The 26,025-nt window shown below is 44.2% G+C and carries 21 protein-coding genes; 5 read left to right on the forward strand and 16 right to left on the reverse strand.

Features of this window, described 5'->3' with window-relative positions:
• Nucleotides 1–452: 452 nt before the first annotated feature.
• The 3 genes from AC58PQ_RS18245 to AC58PQ_RS18255 are packed head-to-tail and all read right to left on the reverse strand — an operon-like array spanning nt 453 to nt 3,975.
• A complete protein-coding gene (locus tag AC58PQ_RS18245) occupies nt 453–2,039 on the reverse strand; it encodes an extracellular solute-binding protein (RefSeq protein WP_497243951.1) in 1,587 nt (528 codons plus the stop codon).
• A gap of 46 nt (nt 2,040–2,085) precedes the next feature.
• Nucleotides 2,086–2,970 (reverse strand): carbohydrate ABC transporter permease, encoded by an 885-nt coding sequence (locus AC58PQ_RS18250; RefSeq protein ID WP_497243953.1) that lies wholly within the window; start codon nt 2,968–2,970, stop codon nt 2,086–2,088.
• 33 nt (nt 2,971–3,003) lie between these two features.
• Entirely contained in the window at nt 3,004–3,975 is a 972-nt protein-coding gene (locus AC58PQ_RS18255; protein ID WP_497243955.1) for an ABC transporter permease, read from the reverse strand.
• A gap of 254 nt (nt 3,976–4,229) precedes the next feature.
• Here AC58PQ_RS18255 and AC58PQ_RS18260 point away from each other — a divergent pair, with 254 nt between their 5' ends.
• Both AC58PQ_RS18260 and AC58PQ_RS18265 read left to right on the forward strand, forming a co-directional pair.
• On the forward strand, nt 4,230–6,224 hold the full coding sequence (locus AC58PQ_RS18260) for a beta-galactosidase (protein WP_497243957.1): 1,995 nt from the start codon (nt 4,230–4,232) through the stop codon (nt 6,222–6,224).
• A 106-nt stretch (nt 6,225–6,330) separates the two neighbouring features.
• The gene (locus tag AC58PQ_RS18265) at nt 6,331–7,089 is read left to right on the forward strand and encodes a YheC/YheD family protein (RefSeq protein ID WP_497243959.1); all 759 of its coding nucleotides are present in this window, start codon (nt 6,331–6,333) and stop codon (nt 7,087–7,089) included.
• 91 nt (nt 7,090–7,180) lie between these two features.
• Here AC58PQ_RS18265 and AC58PQ_RS18270 read toward each other — a convergent pair whose 3' ends face one another.
• The 13 genes from AC58PQ_RS18270 to AC58PQ_RS18330 form a co-directional block, all read right to left on the reverse strand.
• Entirely contained in the window at nt 7,181–8,761 is a 1,581-nt protein-coding gene (locus AC58PQ_RS18270) for a response regulator transcription factor (RefSeq protein WP_497243962.1), read from the reverse strand.
• Nucleotides 8,758–10,578, reverse strand: coding sequence for a sensor histidine kinase (locus AC58PQ_RS18275; RefSeq protein ID WP_497243964.1), 1,821 nt, complete (start codon nt 10,576–10,578; stop codon nt 8,758–8,760). The genes AC58PQ_RS18270 and AC58PQ_RS18275 overlap by 4 nt, the downstream gene beginning before the upstream one ends.
• Nucleotides 10,579–10,668: 90 nt before the next feature.
• Nucleotides 10,669–11,670, reverse strand: a complete 1,002-nt coding sequence (locus tag AC58PQ_RS18280) for an ABC transporter permease (protein WP_497243966.1) — start codon at nt 11,668–11,670, stop codon at nt 10,669–10,671.
• Nucleotides 11,667–13,154, reverse strand: coding sequence for a sugar ABC transporter ATP-binding protein (locus tag AC58PQ_RS18285; protein WP_497243968.1), 1,488 nt, complete (start codon nt 13,152–13,154; stop codon nt 11,667–11,669). The genes AC58PQ_RS18280 and AC58PQ_RS18285 overlap by 4 nt, the downstream gene beginning before the upstream one ends.
• A gap of 92 nt (nt 13,155–13,246) precedes the next feature.
• Nucleotides 13,247–14,299, reverse strand: a complete 1,053-nt coding sequence (locus AC58PQ_RS18290) for a substrate-binding domain-containing protein (protein WP_497243970.1) — start codon at nt 14,297–14,299, stop codon at nt 13,247–13,249.
• Between the two features lie 277 nt (nt 14,300–14,576).
• The gene (locus tag AC58PQ_RS18295; RefSeq protein WP_497243972.1) at nt 14,577–15,620 is read right to left on the reverse strand and encodes a glycoside hydrolase family 88/105 protein; all 1,044 of its coding nucleotides are present in this window, start codon (nt 15,618–15,620) and stop codon (nt 14,577–14,579) included.
• Between the two features lie 25 nt (nt 15,621–15,645).
• Nucleotides 15,646–16,422: a carbohydrate ABC transporter permease gene (locus tag AC58PQ_RS18300; RefSeq protein ID WP_497244042.1), complete on the reverse strand. Its 777-nt coding sequence runs from the start codon at nt 16,420–16,422 to the stop codon at nt 15,646–15,648.
• A gap of 76 nt (nt 16,423–16,498) precedes the next feature.
• Nucleotides 16,499–17,401, reverse strand: coding sequence for a carbohydrate ABC transporter permease (locus AC58PQ_RS18305; RefSeq protein WP_497243974.1), 903 nt, complete (start codon nt 17,399–17,401; stop codon nt 16,499–16,501).
• 221 nt (nt 17,402–17,622) lie between these two features.
• Nucleotides 17,623–18,963: an ABC transporter substrate-binding protein gene (locus AC58PQ_RS18310; RefSeq protein ID WP_497243976.1), complete on the reverse strand. Its 1,341-nt coding sequence runs from the start codon at nt 18,961–18,963 to the stop codon at nt 17,623–17,625.
• Between the two features lie 95 nt (nt 18,964–19,058).
• A complete protein-coding gene (locus AC58PQ_RS18315) occupies nt 19,059–20,621 on the reverse strand; it encodes a response regulator transcription factor (protein WP_497243978.1) in 1,563 nt (520 codons plus the stop codon).
• Between the two features lie 3 nt (nt 20,622–20,624).
• Nucleotides 20,625–22,373: a sensor histidine kinase gene (locus AC58PQ_RS18320; protein ID WP_497243980.1), complete on the reverse strand. Its 1,749-nt coding sequence runs from the start codon at nt 22,371–22,373 to the stop codon at nt 20,625–20,627.
• Between the two features lie 147 nt (nt 22,374–22,520).
• Nucleotides 22,521–23,354, reverse strand: coding sequence for a hypothetical protein (locus tag AC58PQ_RS18325; RefSeq protein ID WP_497243982.1), 834 nt, complete (start codon nt 23,352–23,354; stop codon nt 22,521–22,523).
• A complete protein-coding gene (locus AC58PQ_RS18330; protein ID WP_497243984.1) occupies nt 23,320–24,048 on the reverse strand; it encodes a hypothetical protein in 729 nt (242 codons plus the stop codon). The genes AC58PQ_RS18325 and AC58PQ_RS18330 overlap by 35 nt, the downstream gene beginning before the upstream one ends.
• 227 nt (nt 24,049–24,275) lie before the next feature.
• Between AC58PQ_RS18330 and AC58PQ_RS18335 the strand changes: the two genes are divergently transcribed.
• From AC58PQ_RS18335 to AC58PQ_RS18345, 3 genes are all read left to right on the forward strand, one after another.
• Nucleotides 24,276–24,542 carry a hypothetical protein gene (locus AC58PQ_RS18335; RefSeq protein ID WP_497243986.1) on the forward strand — a complete coding sequence of 89 codons (267 nt, stop codon included), beginning with the start codon at nt 24,276–24,278 and terminating at the stop codon, nt 24,540–24,542.
• Between the two features lie 284 nt (nt 24,543–24,826).
• Nucleotides 24,827–25,225 (forward strand): CidA/LrgA family protein, encoded by a 399-nt coding sequence (locus AC58PQ_RS18340; RefSeq protein ID WP_497243988.1) that lies wholly within the window; start codon nt 24,827–24,829, stop codon nt 25,223–25,225.
• Entirely contained in the window at nt 25,222–25,914 is a 693-nt protein-coding gene (locus tag AC58PQ_RS18345; RefSeq protein ID WP_497243990.1) for an LrgB family protein, read from the forward strand. The genes AC58PQ_RS18340 and AC58PQ_RS18345 overlap by 4 nt, the downstream gene beginning before the upstream one ends.
• Nucleotides 25,915–26,025: the final 111 nt, after the last annotated feature.

Raw genomic sequence — 26,025 nt, forward strand, 5'->3', positions numbered from 1 at the left:
TCAAACAGCTGAGGAGCATGAGAAAAACTTTTATCGAAGTACTTCGAGGATGAGCGACCATTTATCGCCAATAAGAATTTGTTCTTCCGAGTACCGGAAACTTATAAATTCATATGTGGTCAAAAATGCAAAAGTACATCCTTTTGAATCGAAGTAACCTCTCAATCTAACATGCGTGCGATTATGCAACTATTTCTGGAGGTAAACAACCTTTTGGTAGCTTTTGTTCCAAAAGGTTGTATTTTCGCACTAATTCTACGATTTAGAGCCATATCCTATCGAAATTAATGTACTTTAGCATCTTTGACCATTGATTTCAGTGTTTACGTTCGGAGGTGGAGAAGCGTCGCATAATAGAAAAATTTTATAGATGTTCTTCCACTAAGCAGAGCGAAAAAAAGCAAAGAAGACTGCTTAGCAGTCCCTTTGCTTTAACACCAAATGCTTTATCCTTATTTCTTCGCAGCTGCATACAAATCATTCATTTCCTTCACGAGATCATCCCCGCCTGATTTCTTCCAAGTTTCGAACGCTGCCTTCAAAGCCGCTTCGTCACTTTGGCCGACAATGAATTTAATACGCGCATCGTTGATGATGTTATCTAGTTGTTGACCTTTTTGCGAGTATACACTGGAGATGAATGGCTCAACTGGGTTTGCCACGATGTTCGCTTCTGCTTCTTTTTGAATCTTCGTTGTTTGCAAACGAAGCGGTGTTTGCTTCACTTTCAAACCGCGATCTTCCGGGATGAATGGCAGCATTTGGTTCAAGCCTTCGACTTCGGATTCGAGAAGAGCGGTATCCTTACTCAGCACAAGCGCTTCGCCTTCCTTCGTATAATGCTTACCTTCGATACCGTAGCCAGCTAAAGTTGCAAGTTCAGGCTCGTTCATTTGATCCAAGAATTTCAAAACTCGCTTCAGTTCCTCTTCTGTTTTTACGGTGGACTTTGAGATCGCTAGAATACCTGCAAAGCCGGCGGTAGGCAGTGCTTTCAATCCATTTTTGCCAGTGACGCCAATCATATTATCGACATAATGAATGTTAGGATTATCTTTGCCTTCCTTGGCTAGCGCTGCATGAATTTTATCATCCATACGTGTGGCATTGTCTGTTACGTCTACGACGACCCCTGCTTGATTGTTGGCAATTGGATCGTTCCACTTCAATGAATCAAACACAGCGAAATCCTGATTGATTAGCTTCTCATCATATAGCTTCTTCATAAATTTAAGCGCTTCGAGATATTCAGCGGTTTGATGCTCTGGTACGAGCTTACCGTCTACCACGCCCCATTTGTTCGGTGCTCCAAACCAGAGCTTCATAATATCAAAGCTGCTTGCCCATTGCCCCGTCCATTTGACCAATACCATGCCATATGTGTCATCTTTGCCATTTTTGTCAGGATCTTTTTCTTTAAACGCTTTGAGCATATTGTAGAAATCATCAATCGTTTTCGGAGGTTGCATACCGACAGCTTCCAGCCAATCCTTGCGATAGTTGATACCATTTCGCCCCAATGCACGCCCACGGTAAATACCGTAGTTTTTCCCATCAACCGATGAGTTGTTCATAATGACTTGGTTCGCTTTGCTGAGATTTGGGTAATCCTTTAAATATTTCCCGATTTCCCAGAATGCGCCCGATTTGGCTGCGTTAACGAAACTCGGGTTCTTCACATCACCAACATAGATGATCTGAGGCAGCTTCCCTGATGCGAGTGTAATATTGAATTTATCTGTATATGAAGCGTTAGGCACCCATTCCAAGTGAATATTCGTATTGGTTTTCTTCTCAATTTCGGTCGTAACAGGACCATCATCCTTCGGGAAATTCGTTTTGAAGATCGGAAGCATGATGCTCAGATCAAGCGGAGCTAAGTTCTCTGGAGCTTTGGTCTGTGTCGCTGCTTGTGTTGGGGAAGTCGATGCTGCGGGTGTTGCTGTCCCCCCTTTGTCACTACTACAACCAGCAATAGTCGTCATGACAGCTGTACCAACGGTTGCTACGGTAACCCATTTTTTCGTGTTCTTTTTCATCTAACATGCCTCCTCTAAGTTATGAACTTACTTCTATCTGAATCCGTTACCCCTTGACCGAACCAATCAAGACCCCTTTAGCAAAATGCTTTTGCAGGAACGGATAGACAAACAAAATAGGTATAGTTCCGACGACGATAACAGCCATCTTGATGGATTGCTCGGGCGGTTTCACGAAATTCGGATCCATGGAATTGAGATCTCCTGCTGCAGCCTGTGACAGTAAAACAATCTGTCTGAGCATGACTTGCAACGGCCACTTGGCGGGATCGTTGATATACAGCAAGGCTGAGAAGAAGTTATTCCAATGGCCCACGGCATAAAATAACGTGAAGGTTGCCAGTACAGGCATGGATAACGGTAGTACGATCCGCCAGAGAAGACCGAGTTCCGTACAGCCATCGATTTTTGCTGCTTCCTCCAGCTCTGGTGGGAGCTCTTGGAAAAAGTTTTTGACAATAATCAAGTTAAAGGCGCTAATCGCACCAGGAATCATCAACGCCCAGAACGTATCCAGCATATGAAGCTGGCGAATAACGAGATAGGTAGGAATTAAGCCTCCGCCAAACAGCATCGAGAAAATAATCAAATTCAAAACCGTATTCCGCCCCATCAAGCTCCGCTTGGATAAGGCATAGGCCATCGTCACGGTGAAGAACAGGTTCACGAAGGTACCAACAACCATGACATACAGAGAAACCCCAATACTCTTCACGATCGTATCCGTCGAGAAAATAAAACGATAAGCAGTTAAGGTAAACGTCTCTGGTATCAGAAAGACCGAGCGTTTCGTCAGCTCCGCATCAGATGCGAATGACCCTGCTATGACGTAGAGAAATGGCAGAATGGCAACGATGCCTATGACACCAAGTACAAGATAATTGCTTACATCGAAGATGGTTCCGGAAACGCTCTTATATTGCTTTGCCAAAACCTCTCTCCTCCTTTACCTATCATATTCGTATTAGTAAATGCCAGATTGTCCGAACCGTTTCGCTGTCCAGTTCGCACCGAGTACCAGGATGACGCCAATAACTGCTTTAAATAAGCCGACAGCTGTACTATAACTGAACGCGCCTTGCGTGATCCCCATCATATACACATAGGTATCAAATACTTCTGCTACGTCCCTGTTCAAAGGATTCAGCATGAGGAAAATTTGTTCGAAGCCATTATCCATAATATCTCCCATGCGAAGAATAAGCAGGATCACGATGGTGCTGCGAATCGATGGCAGCGTAATGTGCCACAGCTGTCTCCAGCGATTGGCCCCATCCATAATGGCTGCTTCGTATTGCTCTACATCAACGCCAGCCAGTGCTGCTAAGAAAATAATCGTTCCAAAGCCGCATTCCTTCCACATCGTTTGAATGATAATCATCGGTCGAAACCATTCAGGAGTCGCTAAGAAGTTTATTTTATATCCAAAATACTTCTGTAAAAGCTCGTTAACGAGTCCGCCTTCCGTTGTAAGGAAGACATAGGTCAAGCTAGCCACAATCACTAAGGATATGAAATGAGGCACATAAATTAATGTTTGAATCGTTCTTTTATACATATTTACCTTGATCTCATTCAGTAAGAGTGCAAGTACAATCGGTGCCGGGAAGTAAAACACCAGATTATATAAGGAGAGCAACAACGTATTTCGGAGGAGCATGAAAAATTCGGGATTTTGAAAAAATACACGAAAATGCTCTAAGCCGACCCAGTCACTTTTCCAAAAGCCTAGAAAGGGTTGATAATTCTTAAAGGCAAGCAGCACGCCCCACATGGGCACATATTTAAAAATAATGAAATACAATAAGCCGGGTGTTAACAATGCGTAGATCCATTTATCCTTACGCAACCTTGCCCACACCTGCGATCTGCGAAGCCCCTTTGCTTGGGACATCTGAACAATCTCTCTGTTGTTAGGAGCAGTTGCCTGCTTCATCCTTTTCACCTCCATGTCATGATCGCTTTGTGAGCGTTTGTAGCCCTATTATGCATTTCCTGGCATTTACCGCCAATCAGACATTCTTGTAAGCCCTTCCAATCTCTGCATTCTACTATGCATCAAGAAAGTGCAAACCCGTCAAAACAGTTGAAATCCCCTAATATTTCCAGCAAGAATGTGTTATTGCCCCTGAGGCAAGGTAGCACTTATAGTAGAAACTAACTTTGCGATGTAGAGGATGGTTGATGGAAATGGGAAACAAGTTATATCACGGTGCGGCCTGGTATCCGGAGCTTTGGGATCAAGCGGTTATTGAGCAAGATATTGGACTAATGAAACAAGCAGGCATGAACGTCGCGCGAATTGGCGAATTCGCTTGGTCGAATATGGAGCCAACCGAGGGGAATATTGATCTAGGATTTTTTGTGAAAATGGTTAACCTCTTGCATGAAAATGGGATAGATACCGTCATGTGCACGCCGACACCTACGCCGCCAATATGGTTTACGCACGGTCATCCTGAGCGGATGTATGTGAATGAGCAGATGCAAGTTATGAGCCATGGTTCAAGGCAGCATGCGTGTACGAATCATCCCTATTTCCGGGAAAAAGCTGCTATCATTACCGAGCACATTGCGCGGGCCATTGGACGCTTGCCAGGTGTGATCGGTTGGCAGATCGACAATGAATTCAAAGCGCATGTATCAGAATGTATGTGTGGAACTTGCCTTACGCAGTGGCATGAATGGTTAGAAGAGCGGTACGAGACCGTTGAAACGTTGAATGAGGCATGGGGAACCCAAATATGGAGCGAATACTACCACAGCTTCGAGCAAGTACCACAGCCTGGTCCAGCGCCGTTCTTACATAACTCCTCTCTAAGCACGATGTACCAACTGTTTTCAATGGAGAAAATCGCACAGTTCTCGGACGAACAAGCGGCCATTATCCGCCAATTCTCGGATGCGCCAATTACGCACAATAGCAGCGTCGCTTTCAGCGTGGATAATGAGCGGCTGTTTCGCGAGCTAGATTTTGCGTCCTTCGATACCTACGCGACGTATGATCATCCGGCCAACTATTTATTAAATAACGATTTGTGGCGGAATTTTAAGCGCGGACGGGATTACTGGATCATGGAAACCAGTCCTTCCCATGCTGCGTCTCTCGCAAGCTATGCGAAACCGCATCCGAATGGCTATCTCAAAGCGGAAGCGGTTGCCGCTTATGCGCTAGGCGCAGAAGCTTTCTGCTATTGGCTGTGGAGACAGCAGCGTTCAGGCTGCGAACAGCCTCATGGCTCTGTCATTAGCACTTGGGGCAAGCCTACGGTTGGTTTTCCTAACGTGCTTGAGGTTGAACAAGCGAGGCAGGAGATTGAAGCGACGATCTTAGCGACACGGCCCATGCAAGCTGAGGTTGCTATGACGTATTCGGATCGCTCCAAAGCGTTTCTAAAAACCGAACCGCATCAAAAGCTAAATCATCGAGCTCTGGTAACCGGGTTCTATGAGCGGATACTGAATTTAGGGCTTCACCGAGATATCGTGCCGGAAGGCGCAGAACTAACTGGGTACAAGCTGTTGTTTACACCTTTCCTTCCCTATATTTCTGCGGATTTTATGAAACGTGCTGCTGCGTTTGTTGCCGAAGGCGGTGTGTGGGTTGTTGGCCCTCTCTCCGGCGGACGCACCGAAGAACACACGATGCATATGAATGCTGCACTTGGAGTTTTGGAGGAACTTGCAGGCGTGGAAACCGTCTATACGTTTCCAATGGACGGCAGTGGATCGGTTGGCAGTGCGTTTGGCGTCGCTGCACCGCTTTCCCTTTGGAGCGCTGTCTTCGAGACGAAGGAAGCGATTGCTGTTGGAACCGTCGAAATCGGACTGGCGGTTGGGCAGGCTTTCATCACGGAGCGCACGTATGGCAAGGGCAAGATCGTGATGCTCGGCTCGATGCCGACTGGCGACGAAGGCGAGCAGTTGTTGAACAAGCTCATCTCGCGGTATGCGGATGATGCTGGCGTTACTCTCCGCACCGATGTGACGGCGGGTACGATTGTCGCTCCGAGACAAGGCGATGGTTATGAGGTGTGGGTTGTTGTGAACATGGACGGAGCCGGCGGCAGCGTGACGCTGCCATGGGAAGGCGTTGATCCGATTACGGGAACACGTTACCGTGAGGGTAAGCTGACGCTTGGCCGATACGAGCACAAGGTGATCCAATTTACTAACGTAGAGTAGACACTACTTAAGGATAACTAACCCCAAAATTGGTGCAGCAGCTAGGTAAACGCACTGACAAGCAGGGTTCACCTCACATACGCTGTCAAAAAGAGGTGTACACCCTATGCCCACATATAAAAGCAGATCAATAAAAAGCAAATGGCGTAAAACAAAATGGCTGCTTCAGCAACCCGATTTACGCCAATACGTCCCTCGAACCGAGCTTTTTACGAAGAAGAATTTGGATTCGATGCTTTCTTCTTATAAGACTGTCTTCTTTAAGCCCACTAGCGGTTCAGGTGGTTTTAATATTATTCGAATTAAGCGGAAACCAAGTGGCTTTCAAACCCAATTGAATCGAAAAAAGGCTTTCTACTCGACGAAGAAGCGACTGTATTCAGAACTCTCCCATTTCGCCGATAAACGTTCCTTTTTATTGCAGAAAGGGATTCAACTCGCGAAAACGAAGGGAAGACCTTTCGACATTCGCGTCATGATGCAGAAGACGAATCAAGGAGAATGGGTCAACACCGGACTTTTCACCAAAATTGGAAGAGAGGGTAAAGTGGCCACCAACTACAATCAAGGCGGTACCGTTGGGTATTTTCAGCCTACGTTGTTAGGAGCAGGCTATTCCAAATCCGTGATTCGTGAGCAGGAAATAGAATTGAAACAGCTCGGCGTTTCCGTTGGCAACAACTTTGACCACCATGTCAAAGGGTTCAGAGAATTAGGGCTCGACGTCGCACTTGATTCTAAGGGGAAGCCGTGGATTCTGGAAGTGAACACGCGGCCTCAGTTTTACCCTTTGAAAAACATGTCAAATCGCAAAATGTATCAACGTATGTTGAAAAGCGGAAAGCAGTATGGTCGCACCAAGTAGTTAGTGCGACTTTTTCTCGCAAACTTAAACTATACCGCTCCATACAAAAAAAGGGTACCGCAGCCATATGGCATTAAGTACCCTCCTACTTTTAACGAAGCTTTTCCCGATATTGCACTGGTGTTGCACCTTTAATGGTTTTGAACAATTTTGTGAAATATTGAACATCGTCATACCCTACGATACCCGCAATTTCATAAATTTTTTTCGTCGGATCTTTCATGAGTTCAATCGCTTTCTCCACCCGACATTCCATCACATATCTACTGAACGAAATGTCCATTTCCTCTTTAAAAATTTTGCTTAAATAAGACGCATTCATAAAAAATGCTTCTGCAATCGTGTTCAAATTTATGGGTTCGTTATAATGTTCCTCCATATATTCAACAATTTTCTCGATCACTTTTCGTTTCTTCTTCATTTGTGTCTTTTCTAAATAAGCCATGATTTTTAATAAGGCTTCTTCAAATAATTGACGAATTTCTCCTACGTTTTGAGATCTTTGCAGTAATTCGAAAAACTGTAAACTAAAGTTGGAGACATTATCCATAGATTGCTTGCCTTGTATGGCAGATCTTGTTAGTGAGGTAATGATATGAAAATATAAAAACTTGAATTCAATCAGATTCGTTTGTTTATTTTCTTCCACAAGCTGATCTAATTGAATAAGTACCGATTCCCTATCGCCCAATTTAACTGAATTAACTAAACCTTCAATATCATAATGCTTATACTTCTCCGATTTCGCGGAAATATCAGAGATCGCGCGGCGTTCCTGATAGAGAAAACTGCTTATCAGCAAAGACTGCTTCGCCTGTCGGTATGATAAAGAAATATCGATGATGTTGGAGCACCATTCTCCATAACCGATGTCGACAGCGCATCCAAAAATTTTATTGATCATATGATCGAACGCTGCCGATTCGAACTGTTGGCAAAGATATTCACATGCATGGTTAGAAGACACAATTGCTACTACTTCATTAGAGTTTGCAAACGTAATTGCTTTGCAATTAATCTCTCGAAGTATATCTGTGACCAAATTCCCGATTACAAACTGTGCGAAATCGGCATCCAACTGAGTGCCATCTTCTTCCGATTCTTTGATTTGAAAAATAACGCAACAATGATTCATATTTACATATTCAAACTGTATATCGTTCAGAGCATCTAGTACATCTCGTTCGTTCTGGATTCGCGCATTTACCAGATTAGCAAACATCATTTCTTTCAACATTGGCAACCGCTTATTGACTTGCGTATCCGCCTTTTGCAGCAATTCTTCTTTCTTTTTTTCAGCCAGAATTTGCTCCAGACATATTTTCACGACGCCTAGCAAATCGTCATCTTCCACTGGTTTCAATATATAATCGAAAGCTCCAAGAGAAATCGCCTTCTTTGCATATTCAAAGTCGCTATAGCCACTGATAATAATGACTTTTGCATGTAACTGATGACTTCTTAAGGACTGAATAAGCTCAAGTCCTCCCATATTAGGCATACGGATATCGGTCAAAATGATATCAGGTTTCAAATGAAGTGCTTTCTCCAGCGCTTCTTGACCGCATTTCGCCTCATCTATGACCTGGATCCCTAGTTGCTCCCAATCTATCGTATGAATTAGCCTTTCTCGCACCCATGCTTCGTCATCCACAACCATCATTTTGATCATGTTGCCAGCTCCTCTCTGATTGCTATCGGGATTTCTATCGTTACTTTCGTACCTTCCCCATAAACGCTATCAATTTCTATTCCATAGTGGGAGCCGTATTTTAAACGGATCTGTCTAATCAAGTTTCTGAGGGCATAGCTGGGCGTCTCTTCTGACGTTTCCATTTGGAGATATTCCCTTAATTGCAACAATTCTTCTTTCTTCATACCTATACCATTGTCTTCCACAATAATCCGCAGGATACCATTAGCAGATGACACTGCAACCGAAATATGCCCCCTTCCGTTTGCCTTTTCAATTCCGTGATAAACCGAGTTTTCAACAATTGGCTGTAGCAGCATCTTAGGGACCTGACAATCAACAAATTCATCTGGAAGATCCACATGAAAACTGATTTCACCACGATATCGAATATTCAATATCGTTAAATAATTGACAATCAGACTTACCGCTTCTTTTAACGAGACGATATCTCTGCCGCTGCTTAAACTGACTCTGAAAAATTTAGATAAAGCAGCAACCATTTGTGAGATCTCTTCGACTTTTTTAATTTTCGCGATACTGTAGATCGAATCTAGGGTATTGTATAAAAAATGAGGATTAATTTGAGCTTGCAGCAGTTTGATTTCAGCTTCCAGTTTATAAAACTTTTCATTAGCTAAATCTTTAACAAGTGCATTGAGTTCATCGGCCATATCATTAAACCCCTGATATACCTGACTAAACTCATCTTGACGATTGTCTTGTATCCTTACATCCAAATTTCGGTTGCCGATTTTTTGCATCGCCTTCATGAGCTTTAACAATGGTTTGAAAAATAAATTCGATAAAAAGTAACTAACCAGAAAAATGATGAGAGCCGTAATTGAAATAAGGACGAAGAAAAAATTTCTGATTTCATAGACTTTACCTAAAATCTCTGACGACGGGATAACGACAACATACCTCCACTGATTGTAGTTGGAGATGGAATAGAAGACGAATTGTTTCTTCGAATCGACAAAAAAGCTGCCGCTATCTTTTCCCGTTGATTGAATCTTACCGTTAATCTGTGAATAAAGGTTTCCATTGGTGCTTGCAACGCTCTTGTCTGAATGGGCCATTACATTGGAATTCTCATCCAAGACGACGAAATCCCCGGGAATGCCTCTTTGTATTTTTCTATAATAATCACTAAAATAATTCTCATTGATATTGACAGCCAGAATAGCAAGCGAATTTCCCGTTTCATCTGTTAAAACCTTATTAAAAGTAATCATTTTACTGTCTTCCAACCGTGTAGAAATGCGGTTCAGACTATAATAATCGACGGGTGTTGACACAAACCAGTGTTCAATACCGTCTTTGTTTTGACTTTTTTTAATAAAATCAATGTTATTCGTATCAATATCTTCGTAATACGTTGATTTCGAATCGATGAGTGTATTCTGCTTTACCAAATATAAATAAAATGAATCGGTTCCTTCCAACACATTTTGAGTTTTAATGCGAGTGATAAAGAAACGGAGCAAGTCCAGCATTTCTACGTATTTTCCATTTTTCGCTTCAGAAGACAGCCACTTATCTTGCACGGCAAGGGTTAGAAGCCTGTTATCTGTTAGAATCAACTTGCTTAATCCGGTCATATTATCAAGCGCATCATCAATATTATTGACAGCGAAATCGATGCTGCTAATGACCACCTTGGAAGTTTGATCCGTTATGGATTGTGCGGATCTGCGATAGAGTAAGGTACTGACAATGATCATCGGAATAATGATGACGATGACCATACTTATGAACATTTTCGTTCGAAAACTAATGTTTTGAAATATCATCCAAATTTCATTCCTCTTGAGATGGAACAATCCCTTTGCCCTGCAATGACAGGAAAAAGGGATACCATCGTTCATATCGTATAACTTGGATCAACTGCGTTTCTTCATTAATTGTATCGTAGTGATCAGTACAGCAACTAAAATTAGAAGCCCGCGAACGACATATTGAACATATTCATTGACATTCAGGAGCGTCATCGAATTGATCAGTACACCCAGAAAAATAAGGCCGATAAACGTTCCCCATACTTTGCCGATGCCACCAAACAAACTCGTACCGCCTATAATAACAGATGAAATCGCAATCATCTCCCAACCTTTTCCAAAGTTGAATGAGCCGGACATGACCTGTGAGGAAACGAGTACACCACTAAGCGCAGAGCACAGTTGGACGACAACCATACAAACAATTTTGACACGGGGGACATTAATGCCTGATAAACGTGCCGACTCCGGATTGCCTCCTACCGCATAGACAGAACGCCCGAATTTGGTATAGTTCATTACGACTAAGATAATGGCGAATACAATGAGCAAAATAATAGCCGGAATCGGAATCGAGTAGATTTGGCCCGCTCCGAGTACATTATACCATGATGGCAATGTTGTTACAGGAAATCCTTTCGAAATGATTGCAGCGAACCCATAGATCACATTTAACATAGCCAAGGTTATGATGAAAGAGGGAACTTTATATTTACTTAAGAGCCACCCATTGAACAATCCGATCAATCCAGCGACGATAAAAGATAAAAGAATCCCGAAAATGACGGCGATATCCATCGACATACCCGCGTCAGCAAGTTTGCCGGTCGTAAGACCGATAATGACCCCCGTTAAGGCAACCGTTGACCCGATGGAAAGATCGATTTCTCCCGCAATAATGACAATTGTCATGCCAAAAGCAATACAGCCCTGCAAAGCCATATTTCGTAAAATATTCAGCAAGTTATCCGTTGTTAAAAACCCAGATGAAGCAAACGACATCATGATAACGATGACCACAAGTATGATCTCTAAGGCATGTTTGCTTAATTTCTTCTTCACATCAAACGAAGAAGAAGGTAGTTTTACGAACTCTGATGTTTTCAAGATGCTTCCCCTCCCATGCTTAACGAATACAGCTCATCTATTGTTAATTCTTCCGGCACATATTCCCCTGAAATCTTACCGTCCTTCAAAATGAGAATACGGTGACAGACCTCGAGCAGCTCCTCTAGCTCCGACGAGACCATAATGCTAGAAATTCCTTTGCGAGACTGCTCCCAAATGATTTGAAAGATTTGCTGCTTGGCATTGACGTCAATGCCTCGTGTCGGTTCATCGAAAATCATAATGCTCGGATTCGTATTTAACCAGTTGCCGACCACTACTTTCTGTTGGTTTCCTCCGGATAAAGAGGAAACTTGATGGTTCACATCCGCCACCTTGATTTGAAGGTCATTTACTTGCTTTTGTACGAACGCTTCTTCGCCTTGTTTGCGGATAAATAAACCCTTAGCTATTAAATCTAAGCTTGCCACACATAAATTATCCCTGATCGAAGCAATTTGAATCAGCCCTTCATGCTTGCGATCTTCCGGCGTATAAGCAAGCCCAGCTTTTTTCATCTTTTCTGGGGTAGGAGATTGCATTCTCCGCCCGTTACAATAAATCTCGCCTCTATCAAACGGATCTGCGCCGAAAATCGATTTGAGCAGCTCTGTTCGACCTGATCCGAGCATTCCCGCGATGCCAAGAACTTCGCCTTTTCGTAACTGGAAGGATATATCCTGAAATTTATGCTTGCGCGTCAGTCCTTTAACTTCCAACACAACCTCGCTCGATATGGTTAAATTTTCGGGACGGGTTCGAATTTCCACATCACCAAACATCATGCCAATCACATCTTTACGGGTCAGCTCCTGCATGGGCGCCATGCCGATAAATTGTCCTTCACGCAAAACCGTGCAAGTATCCGCGATTTCCCAAAGTTCATGTAGACGGTGCGAAACATAGATAATGATAACATTCTTCTTTTTCAACTCCCTGATCATCTTGAACAAGGATTCTATTTCGTTCTTCGCAAGCGCAGATGTCGGTTCATCCAATTGCAGAACTTTCGGCTTATAGCTCATTGCTTTTACAATTTCAATCATTTGGGCTTGCCCAACGCTTAAGTTATAGACCATTTCTTCTGCCGGAATTTCCACACCCAGCTCATTTAAAATGTCATTCGCCATCTGGTAAGTTTTTTTCCAATCCACGATCATGCCCTTCATGGGCATTCGACCAAGAAAAATGTTTTCCGCTACGGTCAAACCGGGCACAAGGCTTAACTCCTGGTAAACAGTCACAATCCCCTTCGCAAAAGCATCTCTCGGATCGCGAAATTTCAAGGACGCTCCATCCAATAAGACATCTCCCCGTGTAGGCTCGACTGCACCCGAAAAAATTTTGAGCAAGGTTGATTTTCCGGATCCGTTCTTCCCAAGCAGCGCATGCACCTTTCCGCTTTCGAACGATACCGAAACTTGATCCAAGGCCATAGTACCAGGATACTCTTTAGTAATTTTACTCGTTTCCAATACACTCATGGGGTCTACCTCACAGTTCTCTCACGTTTATAAGGTATGGGGTTGCCTCATTTTTCAATTTAGGCAACCCCATTTTCGAAAATAACCGAGGACTACTTGCTCATTTTCGACTTTAGATCAGCTTCGAACTTGGAGATACCATCTGGATTGGAACGGCTAAGCAGAACGCCGTCTACAATGGTCGTTTTACCTTTGCTCGCACTGATATCTTCACCCTTTAGACCTTTAATCAGCAGTTCCATTGCTTTAAAACCAATATCGTAAGGATTTTGCCCAGTAATCGCTTGGAGAATGTTATCTTTATCTTTCAGCATCGATATCATTTGGTCGCTAGCATCTGTTCCGAATACAAACACTTTGCCTGCTTTGCCGGCATTTTTCACAGCCATCGTTGCCCCGATCGTGCCGCCTTCGTTGGCTGACCAAATGAAGTTAACATCCGGGTGCGCTGTCAAAATATCGCCTGTTACGGCTACAGCTTTATCTTGAATCCAAGCATCTTGGTCAGCGACAACTTCAACATTTGGATTGACTTTCTTTACTTCTTCAAGGAATCCATTAACGCGATCAGCGCTCTGCTGCGGAAGTGCCGATTTGAATTGAACAATCGCAATTTTCGCCTTACCGCCTAGTTTTTCTTTAATAAATTGAGCTGCTTCTTTACCAGTGGTTGCACCAATGTTTTTGTTGTCCGACGTATATCCCCCAACTGCAAAAGGCGCTTTCGTGAGAGCGGTATTCGTTATCGCGATTTTCACGCCCGCATCATCCGCTTTCTTTAAAACTGCGATCGAGGCATCTTCATTCAAAGGCGATATCGCGATGCCATTTACCTTTTGTGACACATACGTGTTGACTAGCTCGGATTCTTTTGCTTGGTCGTTACCTGTATTTCCCGTCAGCACTTTAACACCTGCTGCTTTTGCCGCATCTTGATAACCGAGAGACAGAAGTTTCATGAACTGGTCTTCTTGGAATACAACACCAGCCACGACAAGATCAGATTTCTTGTCAGCAGCTTTAGCCTCCGAGCTTGCTGCTGGTTTTGAAGTTTCAGCAGCTGGCTTTGATGTACCGCAGGCTGTCAGAGAAAGCGTTAAAGCAGTTAAAGTCGCAAGTATCAATGTTTTTTTCATGTTTTTCATTGGAATAACTCCCCCTAAATATGTTTGATAATACGATTTCGATCCCTTATTCGTTTGCATTGAATCATTCATGTTTGTAATCATAGTATAGTCTGTATCAAGTACCACCAACAACGAGAGTTCTTTTGTATTTTTTGTATTATTTTTGTTTCTTGTTGACTTAATAGAAGCTTCAAGATGTCGTATTATTAAAGAAACCAAAGTCCTCTCAGCAAATTGGCTGAGAGGACTTTGGTTTTACTTATTTGTAACGGATGTGAGTTCAATTACTGCAAATTCAGCAACCGTTTCCGAAGCTATCCTTCTTCGAGCGAAGCACCTCGGCTAGGAATGTCAAGGTCAATCCTTGTCCCCACCCTTGGATGCGTTTGTCAGGCACGCCTTTGTAGCCTTCGGCGTTTTTCATGACAGCTGTCCCAGCTGATACGCCTGTTACGGTGCCTTCCTCCGTGATTCGAGCCAAGATACCGTCGATCGATTTCTGCGTATATTTGTTATACAGTCTTCCTCGCGTTAGCAATGCTGTAGCAATCCCTGCAGAACCAGATGTCTCTAAGGGTGCCGCCCTATCATCAAGAATCGTGTGCCATAAGCCTGATTCATCCTGCAATCGGACAAGTGCGCTCAGCTGATCACGCAATGAACCATCAATGATCATAAACGAAGGATGCGTGACAGATACGAGATGGAGCGCACGCGCCATCGTAAGCGCTGCCCAAGAGTTCCCACGCGCCCAGAACATGGAGGACATGTTGTTTTGAGCAATGTTATCCCAACCATGATAATACAGATTGGTCTTCGCATCCTGCAACACGTTCTCATGTCCATGATACTGCTTCAGACCAATCTCGAAATAGTCATCAATATTGAGCAAGTTACCCACACGTAGCAGGAAGTAACCAGCCATGAACATCGTATCCACCCAAGCTTGCTCAGGGAAATTGTAGGTTTCAGAATTCACTGTATGCTGGAGAATGTCATCGCCAAAACGCTCCGCATCTATGCATAGGAAATCTGCCATTTCCTTAATGGTATCGAGGTATTTCTCTTCATTCGTCACTTCATATAAGGTAAGAAGGGAATGTCCGATGGACACCGCGTTAACGGAAAGCTTCGGCAAGCCATCCTCCATATTTTCATCTACCCAAGCCTTCAGCCTGGTCAGATACGATTCATTTCCTGTCGCCGCATAGGCTTCGCAAACGCCATAAAACGCGACACCGCCAGGCCAATCCCAACCGAAGTCCATTCGAAACGTGCGGTCTACCACACGGTCGATAGCTGATCTGATCTCATTTTCATCAAAAACTAATTTCGGCATGTCCCACAGTTCCTCTCTCATCATATTAACCTTTCAAACCGCTCGTAGAGATTCCTTCCACAATGTAACGCTGAAACAGGAAGAACACGATGATAATCGGAATGAGTGACAGCGATGCCATTGCGAACATCCCGCCCCAGTTGTTGAGCGAATCGCCATCCAAGAATAACTTCAGGGCCAGTGACACTGGATAAAGCGATGGTTTATTTAAATAGAGCAGCGGATTGATGAAATCCTCCCAGCGCCAGTAGAACGAGAAAATGGTCGCCGTAATGAGTGATGGTACGATTAATGGAACTAAAATTCGAAAGAAAATACCGTATTTGCTGCAACCGTCCATTTTCGCTGCTTCATCCAGCTCGATCGGAATCGTGCGGATAAATTGCATAATGAGAAAGATAAAGAATGGTATCGCAAAAAATTGCGGAAGTATAATTGGTTTAAAGGAAGATAGCCAGCCCAGCTTTGAGAACATCACATATTGTGGAATGATCGTTACGTCATGGGGAAGCATCATCGTTATCATCATACAAGTGAACCAGAAGTTTTTGCCTACAAACGGGATACGTGCGAAAGCATAAGCGACTAACGCCGAGCTAACAACCGCGCCAATCGTCGACAATATAACGATGTAGAACGAGTTTATATAAAATGTTGCGAATGTATTTCCAGCAAAGCCCTTCCAGCCGGAAACGTAATTCCCCCAAGCGATTTTGCTAGGAATCAAGCTATAGGCCGTTGTAAAAATCTCATCATTCGGTTTAAGCGAGCTCGCAATGAGCCAAAGAATCGGATAGACCATGATCAAGGCTAATACGCCTACAATAATATGATACACATAGGGCTTCAAGGTTTTTCTCATGCTGAGGTTGATCATGCTACCGCTCTCCTTTCGATTCGTAATACACCCAGTACTTGGAGGTTTGGAAAAGAACCAGTGCGATGAGGCCGATTAGCAAAAGCATAACCCATGCCATCGCTGATGCGTAACCCATCTCGTAAAATTGGAACGCCCTACGGTACAAATACAACGAGTAAAGTAAGGTATTATCGAGCGGTCCGCCCTCGCCTCGTGAAATGATGTATGCGGGTGTAAACGTCATAAAGGCAGATATCGTTTGCATGATTAGATTGAACAAAATGATCGGGCTAAGCAGAGGTAAGGTAATATTGAAAAATTGTCGTACCTTGCTTGCGCCATCTACACTCGCTGCCTCATAGTAGGAATACGGGATGTTCTTGAGACCAGCTAAGAAGATCAGCATGGATGATCCGAACTGCCACACGGACAAAGCAATTAATGTCCACAGCGCCGTCGCTGGATTTCCGATCCAGGAAATGTCTGTATGTATACCAATTGCGCCTAGGAAGGAATTCAATAAGCCTTTGTCACCAAACACTTGCGTCCACATGATCGACACGGCAACACTGCCGCCGATCAGTGAAGGAAGATAAAAGGATGAGCGGTACACCCCTATCCCCCGAGCTGCTTTATTCAATAGCATAGCGACCGCTAAGGCGAAAATCAGTCGTAAAGGAACGCTGGCAAACACATACGTAAAGGTAACGCTAAGTGACTTCCAATATTTATCATCCGCTGTAAACATCTTCTGATAATTATCAAAACCAATCACATTTGGTGCTTCAAATAAGTTGTAGTCCGTAAATGAGTAGTAGAGCGACGAAATGATTGGATACAATGTGAAAATGAGAAAGCCTAGTATAAACGGAGAAGCAAACACATACCCGACTAGGTTATCGTTATTCCGCAGCTTGTTCATTGTTAATCAACCCCTATATGTTTGATCTCTGGAATGAGAGGCACCGCGCCTCATCTCTTCTCTTCTATCTGTATTATAAAGAGGTTTGATCTCGCCATGAATGCAAAAAACCGTTCATTTTGTTTAATTAGCCGAGTTTCGACAGCCAGCAGGTGCATCCCTCCCTCCGTTTTGTTCATCAAAAAAAAGCTCCGCAGATGAATTCACGGAGCCTTACGTATTTACTTCTTATTTTTAGCTAGAATAGCCGTTGCATCCTTACGGAATTTGGTCGCGCCTTCTTCAACCGTCAGCTTCTTGTATAGAATTTGCTCAACTGTATCCTTGAGCAATTTATCAACCTCAACCGCACCTACTGGGTTCGGAGGATCCATTTGAGAGCTGTTTTTCTCAGCCCAAGCGACGTATTCAAATACTTTCTTTTGCTCTGGCGTGAGATCAGGCTGTAACGCTTCCTTCACTTTGGAGGAAACGGGTACGCCGCGCTCGCCTTTAATAATTTTGTTCGCGTCAATATCATTGATAAGGAAGTCTACGAATTTGACAGCTTCTTCTTTAACTTTAGACGATTTCGCTACTGTCCAGTACATACTTGGCTTCAAGTATAGCGCTTTGTTCAGGTTCCAGCCCGGGATCGGTAGAATATCAAGGGAACGCTTAGCAGCGGTGTTAACAAGAATAAATTGGTTGGACCAACCGTTTGACGAAACTGCGTTGCCAAGTGCCACTTCATCGTCTTCTGGCGTTCCTTTTTTCTGAGCTAGCTTATCCAGCGGCAGGAGGTAACCGGAATCGTACCATTTTTTGTACATTGTGTAGAATTCAACGAACGGTTTGTCATCGGTGTAACCGAGTGAAGCTCCGTCAGCTCCATACATTTTCTGGCCTTGACCTCTAAGGAAGAACGGGAAGTAGACATCATGTCGAAGGTCAGCAGCAAGCAGCTTTCCTTTGGACTTCAATTGTGCGCCCATCGCATCCCAGTCGGCAAACGTCCAGTCTTGCTTCGGTGTAATCCCAGCATCCTTCAGCATTTGCGGATCAACCGTCGCTTGAAGGGCATTGGAGCCAGCATTAATCGCAACTAGCTTACCATCCACTTTTCCACCGGAAAGGTTGTTCTCGCTAATATCTTTTACATTTAGAACGCCACTCTTTGTGTAAGGATCGAAATCTTCCAACTGTCCTCTGGTTCCATACTGAGTAAGGTAGGAGATGTCCATTTGAAACACGTCGGGTAATCCGTTAGCAGCAGCCTGTGGCGCAAGCTTTTTCCAATAATCATCGAATGCTGCATACTCCGATTCAATTTTCACATTCGGGTGCTTCTGCTGGTACAATTCAATCACTTTCAATGTATAATCGTGACGTGCTTGTCCACCCCACCAGGCAACGCGCAATGTAACTGGATCTGCCTTGGCACTCGTCGTAGGTGCTGTGCTTACTGCTGGGCTCGAACTGGTACCCGTATTGGGCGTGCTTGTTGATCCGCTTGATCCGTTAGTACCACAACCTGCAAGTAGAACTGCGGCAGAGATCACGGTGAACATAACTTTTTTCATCTGTATTTCCTCCCCAAAGGTGTAATCGGTTTATTTCTACTCGTATTATCGCGCCGGAAGGGGGAAACGTGAATCCAAAATACAGTCCTGTTTGTTTAAAATGCAGAGGTGTCTGACGATTTCATATATTCAGAGGGTGTAGAACCTCGATATTTTTTGAATACTTGACTAAAATATTGTGGATTGTCTCCGAAACCAAGTCGCTCTGCCAGCTCGAAAATTTTGATATCCGCATCTTCAGCGATCATTTCAGTAGCTCGATTAATTCTAGCTTTCATGACATAATTGGAAAACTTCTCTCCGGTTTCCTTCTTGAATAATTTCCCGAGATAGTCCGCATTCATATACAGCATATCATGCGCCACCCAATTCAAGCTGAGATCTGAATTCCCGAGCTGCGCATTAATGACATCGATAACCTTCTGAACAATCGCACTATGCTTAACTTTGTTGATTCCATAGAATCGGTCCGTCATCGTAATGACAACATTTTCCAAGAATGTCTGTATCGTTTGAAGCGTGTTCATTTCCACAATCAATGGGATTTGTGTGAAATAATGATTCATTTCATCCGGTGCACACTGACGTACAAGCGATACGAACTGCTGAATGACATACGATTTTGTCGCATCAATGTCCAGCTGCGCTTCCTTCAGCCCTCCGATAAAGGCATGCAAAGCTGCCTCTGCTTCCTCGCGATGACCAGATCTCACCGACATATTCAGTCGTTCCTCGTCCCACCCCAACTCCTTCGGTGAAGTTTCTTGGGAGACCTCTGTGTCCTTACGGGTAATGAGACTGCCCTCCCCCAGATAAAAACGGTAATTCAAGAGATGCAGGCATTGCTTATACAGATGTCTAGCCTTTGTTATATGGCTCGGCTCACTAAGCGCGATCGTCGCATCCATTTTGTAGTACATGTGAAAAGTGTCCCTTATGTGATAAATACGCTCATGGAGTTGATCGATGTGATCCGATTCTTCAATTAGAATTAGAACATGATTTCCAATCGTTGTACTCAGGAGGGGACTATCCAGTATCTCCTGGGCAATATTCTTAATGGCAAACAAATGCTCGAATTCAAAGCCCTCTTCCAACTGGAAAAGAAGAAGTCGAATTTGGTAATCAAAGTCAAGCTTAAATATGTTTCGAAAATAGTCCCAATCCCAATTTCCGTACGTTTTATTCGTGACGAACTCCTTCAGGAATTGCTCTTTCACATGCGGCATCACTTTCTCAAGCTCCGCCTTCATATTCCGAACGAACGACTCCTTACTCGTTTCCTGCTCAAGCTCCGCCACGATTTCCTGCAGCGCTTCACCGATTTTCCCTTCATTCGTTGGCTTGAGCAAATAATGCTTAACCCCATACTGCATGGCTCTGCTCGCATAATCAAATTCACCGAACCCTGACAGCAACACAAATCGAATATGAGGATAGGCCTCATGAACACGTGCAACGAGCTCAAGTCCATCCATCCCAGGCATACGAATATCACTAATAATAATATCTGGAGCCTGTTTCTGAATAAATTCAAAGGCTTCCACGCCATTACGCGCAGTCCCAATAAGCTCGGTTTGTAAGGACGGCCAATCCACCAATCGCGAAATGCCATCCAGTATAATTCTTTCGTCGTCTACTAACAATACTTTGCGCATCTCTTATTCCTCCTGTCCTTTTGGCAAACTAAGAATGATGGAAGCGCCATACTCAGCAGCGTCATCCACCCGAATACCATAGGCTTCGCCAAAGGCAAGCTTAATCCGATCATCGATATTCAGGAGTCCGATGCCTTTACCTTTGGTCGTCACTTCGCCGCTTCGCAGTCTCTCAATCACGCCTCTTGGCATACCTGGCCCTGTATCCTCAACCGCAAGGAAGATCCTGTCTTCCGTACTCCAGCCTCGGATCGAGATTTCACAAGGCTCGATCGTTGACTCCAGCGCATAATGAATCGCATTCTCCATCAGCGGTTGGAGCGTCAGCTTGGGTATGGCGCGATTCATTAATTCTTCAGGTACATCAAGTTTGAACACCAAACGTTCTTCGAAGCGTATTTTCTGAATCGTCACATAGCTGCGGACGATATCAATTTCCTCACCTAGTGTAATAATCGGTTCCTTCAAATCGACGGAGTGGCGAAGCAAATACGCTAACGCCTCCACCATCTCGGAAATTTTGGATTGCCGATTCACTTTTGCCATCCAATTAATGGATTCCAACGTGTTGTACAGAAAATGAGGATTTATTTGGGACTGCAAGGCTTTAAATTCCGTTTCCTTGATCAAAAGTCGATTCGCATAATTTTCCTGGATTAATGTGTTGATGCGTTCAATCATGAATCGGAAGCTCCGCTGTAAGAGTCCGATTTCATTCATCGCGAGTTGCCCGCCTGACGGAAATAAATTCGCTTCTTCAAAATTCCCTTTCTCCGCTAGCTTCATCCGCACCATCAATTCGTCGATTGGTCGAGTTAAGCTGTACGAGAAACGAATACCTAACAAAATGACGACTGCGAAGATGGCAATAAAGACGAAAACGACCATTTCCTTAATAAATATGATACGGTCAAAGATTTGATTAAATGGCGTAAGATTCAAATAAGTCCAGCCTGTATTCAGCGACTGTATTTGGGCAATGAAATATTCTTCATCGTCAATTTTCTGGATTTCATACCCTTTAACCGTATTCATAGGCTTGGCAATCCGACTTAAATCAAAGGAAGGCTCACTCGGGAAAATGACATGCCCATCGGACACAATCATCACATCGCCCTCTTCCGGTGCGATATCGCGAACAATTTTCTCTATATTAATACGGATCACAAGCGTCCCTAAATAGTCTAAGTCAAAGTTCGTTTTGTGAAACGAGCGTATTTCCCGCGTGGCAATCAGCGCCGAATCCTTACTGTCGGGATATATCCAGCGATTTTCCCCCATTCCCTCCGCAGCGACAGCCATGATTTGCCTTTTCCTTTCAGCATCCATCCTCTTCATGTTGCCGCCTTCATGATCGTTGCCTCTTGCATCCATAATTTGGATGGAAAATAAATAGGGTTCCTCGCCTGAATAACTGATCAATCGGTCTATTAAGTATTGACTAATAATAAGACGGTCATAATCGGACGGATTTTTTTTCAGCAAAGTTAACCATTCCTGTACCTGCTCCTCTGCCAAAATCCTGTAAGATAACTGCTCTAATCGCTTGAGCTCCGTTTCTATCGCGGTTGACGATAAATTCAGCACACGCGAGGATTTCTCATAGATTTGACCGTCATATATAGAGAATACATACTGCTGAATGAGGATCGTAACTGATAACGAAATCGCGATGACCATCGTGATCAGAATGGACAACTTGTTTTTAATCTTCATATGTCGATAAGCATCAATGACGGAACGTACTCCCATGGTTGGTTGACTCCCTGCCTGCGTCGTTTTGTAATCGATTATGGCACCCTGAAGGATAATGGTCAACGGGCAAAAGAAAATCCCATGAGAATCAGAATACCAAAGAAAGAAGCTCCAAGCGAATTGAACGCTGAGAGCTTCTTTCTATCACAAGACCGTTTGAAAACCTGTCTTATCGGCATGTTTATATTTAATACCTGAACCACGCGTCGAAATGACCATCATATCTCGCCAAATCAGCAGATCGGTCACCTCAGCTTGTGCATTCAACGCATGCAGCATGATGTTGCCTCTGAACTCGATCAGTTTATAGAGCCCCGTATTCGCACACACATAAACCTCTCCGCGATCAGGGACTAAGCGATTCAAAAACATCCCCTCAAACCGATGATGATGGAAGCCGCCATTCTTATTGCCAACAACCAAGCCTCCGCGCTCCGTCGTTCCGATCAGCATTGTGTTGAATACCGCTAAACTTGTCACAGCTTGAGGAAGCGGCATACTACACCAATCCCCGGTAAATAAATCGTAAAACGCGACGCCATCTTCATAGCCCAAGAATATAAAATGAGGCGTAACTAGCAAATCATAGGTTTTCTTCCCGCGATAGGCAAGAGGTAACCAGTCCTCATCATTCCCACAGAGCAAACCATTCTCCGATAAAACAAATCGATCACCCCATCCTATTGCCTTATAGCAGGTATCTGTGACATTTGTTACCTGCCACACTTCATCCTCTAAGCGATACAATCCGTGGCTCGTGGAAGCGAATAATTGAGTTTCGACCCAATCTAATCGGAACACATGAACATGTTCTGGCAATCCTTGTGAGGCACTTTCCCATGAGCGTAAAGGCGAAAACTGGACAACACCATGTCCTTCAGTACCCGCATACAGGACACCCTCTGGGGAAGCCATTAATGTCGTAAAACATAGGGACAGCAAGTCATTGGTGGACTGCCATGTCGAATTTATTTCCATGAATGCCCTCCTCTCTGCAGCAGGTACATCTGCGACTTTCTAAGTACAAATCTTTCACAAGTCTAAGGTAATCAAGCGATTGGTCCATGGCACAATTGTTCGTCTCGATACGATGCTGCTTACCGCTCATCAGATTTACGACTTGCAGTTGCACAGGTATCCCTCTGAAAGCTTTGTTGCAAAAAACCACCGACATATGTGTAAACAGTGCAAGCGATGCCGCGCTGTCATCCATGACAAATTTATGTATCACAACGGATTGCTGCGAGGATTCCATCGCTTGAACGATCATCGATAAACCCATATCAAGCTCTTCAATCCACACATCCATGCTTTCAAATAAAATAAGCGGCCATTCAATCCGACTTTCGTTCGTCAGAATTTGATACAACTGATCTATGACACGTTCCTTAACCTCGCTATAAAATGGTTCCGATCCAAATTTTCGAACTTTATTCGTCCATTTTTTTTCGAACTCGTTCTTTATTACTTGTTCCGTCCGAGCAGCTACAGGTACTGTGTACCATGCGTTGATCGCATGATAGGCTGCAAACTGTGTAAGCTGCTGCCAATTCGGGTCCTCGGAAATTGCGCCATGATCTTCATGAGTGAGGGTATGCAGCCATCGCTCTAATTGAAAATCTGCAATGACCTGCAAGGTCCCGACGCCAATACCGTTATCGCTATTATTCATCCCGATTAGCCCCCTCATGATGCTGTTCACATTCGTCACCAATTGATAATCATTTTCATTTAGTTACTCTATATCGAATGATAATGGTTCTCACTGGTTATGTCAAGATCAAACAACACGTTTAGGAGACATATGACAATATGTCATAATACGACACCGATTTTCGAGCGACATCGCGGCTTAAATACGTTAATCTATGAAAAATGATTCATAGGAGGCGTACTAGGATGCAAAACTTACAAATCTGTGGATTGGGTTTTATCGTGCTATCTATCATGTACTTTATGGTCATCGATGTATTCGAGAAGAGTAAACGCCTCAGACAGACTACTTCAAACTTACAAGAGCCAATGATTAAAGCGGTTTCTGCGGTTAGCAGAACGATCTCCCCTCCTATTCAAGAAGGTGTGTATCCCCTGTATATCGACTGCAGTCGTAATGAACAATTTATCCCGACACACTCGAATAACGCCTTAACCTCAGTGACTATATGAGATAAGCGTGCATCAAAACTAATAGCGTTATTTCTGAAATTCCCCCTATAGTCCTCTCCTTTAGGCTCGGTTTCCGAGCCTATTGCTGTTCTCTCCAAGAGTGGTCTCACAATCACACTCCGCACAAACAGAAGCCTTTCAGTATCTTCCCAGTTATCAGGGGATGACTTACTGATCCAAGTGAAGGATAATGGAGATGGCATGGTATCAACAATGTGCATGACCACAGGTAAATAACGGATAGATAGAACGGGGCACATGTGTGCCCTAATGAAGGAGACAACATGTTAGGACTCGCGATTTTAGTAGCTTTTAATGGAATAGGTATCTGGCTGCAAACCAGCTTTCATCTTCCTCTGCCCGGCAATGTTATTGGACTTATTCTTTTTACCATCGCGTTGTTTACGAAGCTGATTAAGCTTGAATGGGTCGAAACGACGGCCAATTGGTTCACAGGGCATATGATGCTGTTTTTCCTGCCTTTTGTCGTGGGAACGATGGCGTTCTTTCCGCTTATTGGGGCGAACTGGCTGTCCATTGGGGTAGGCGTCATGGGTAGCTCAGTGGCTGTGCTGATAGTTACAGGCTTTATAACCTCCAAGATGCAACGTCGTAGGGATCCAGGGCAACTGATGAGTTCTAGTGCGAATGGGCAAAAGGCAGCAGAAAGCGGGATGTCATGACTACCTCCGCTTGGCTTATGAACCCGATGTTTGGCATCGCGCTCAGCGTTGTGGCCTATACGGCTGCGCAACATCTACATAAGCGCTGGCGCTGGCTGCATCCGCTGTTTGTATGCTCCGGCTTCATCATCTGTGTGCTGCTAAGCTTTCATATCCCCTATGCGGCCTATAAGGTAGGCGCGGATATGATCACCGTACTGCTTGGTCCAGCAACGGTCGCTCTCGGTGTGCCGTTGTATAAGCATGCGGGTTTGATCCAAAAGCACATCAACCGCATATTGATTGCCATTACCGCGGGTTCGCTAACCGGCATCGTCTCTGCCGCTGCCCTCGTGGGAATGCTCGGCGGCAGCCGCGAGATTCTGCTCAGCATGCTGCCGAAATCGGTCAGCTCGCCGATCGCGTTAGAAATATCGCGCCATCTTGGCGGCTTGCCAGAGTTAACAGCTGTGCTTACCGTGCTGACCGGACTATTTGGCAGCATGGTCGGCAAGAAATTGCTCACTTGGCTCGGCTTCCGGGATGCACTCTCCATCGGCATTGCCATCGGGACTGCGGCGCACGGCATCGGTACCGCACGGCTGATCAAGGATTCCGAAGTCGAGGGCAGTATGAGCGGCTTCGCCATGGGCGTTGCGGGGATTATGACATCGATTTTATTTATTCCGGTGTATTGGTGGTTTATGTAGATAGGTAAAAATGCCAAGAAATAAGGGATCTTTCCCTTCCTTCTTGGCATTTTCTGCTATCTTCCCTAAGGCTGCGCTGTATGATGAATTTGAGCAAGAGCCTGAAAGAGC

The sequence above is a fragment of the Paenibacillus sp. J22P143 genome, assembly GCF_059692035.1.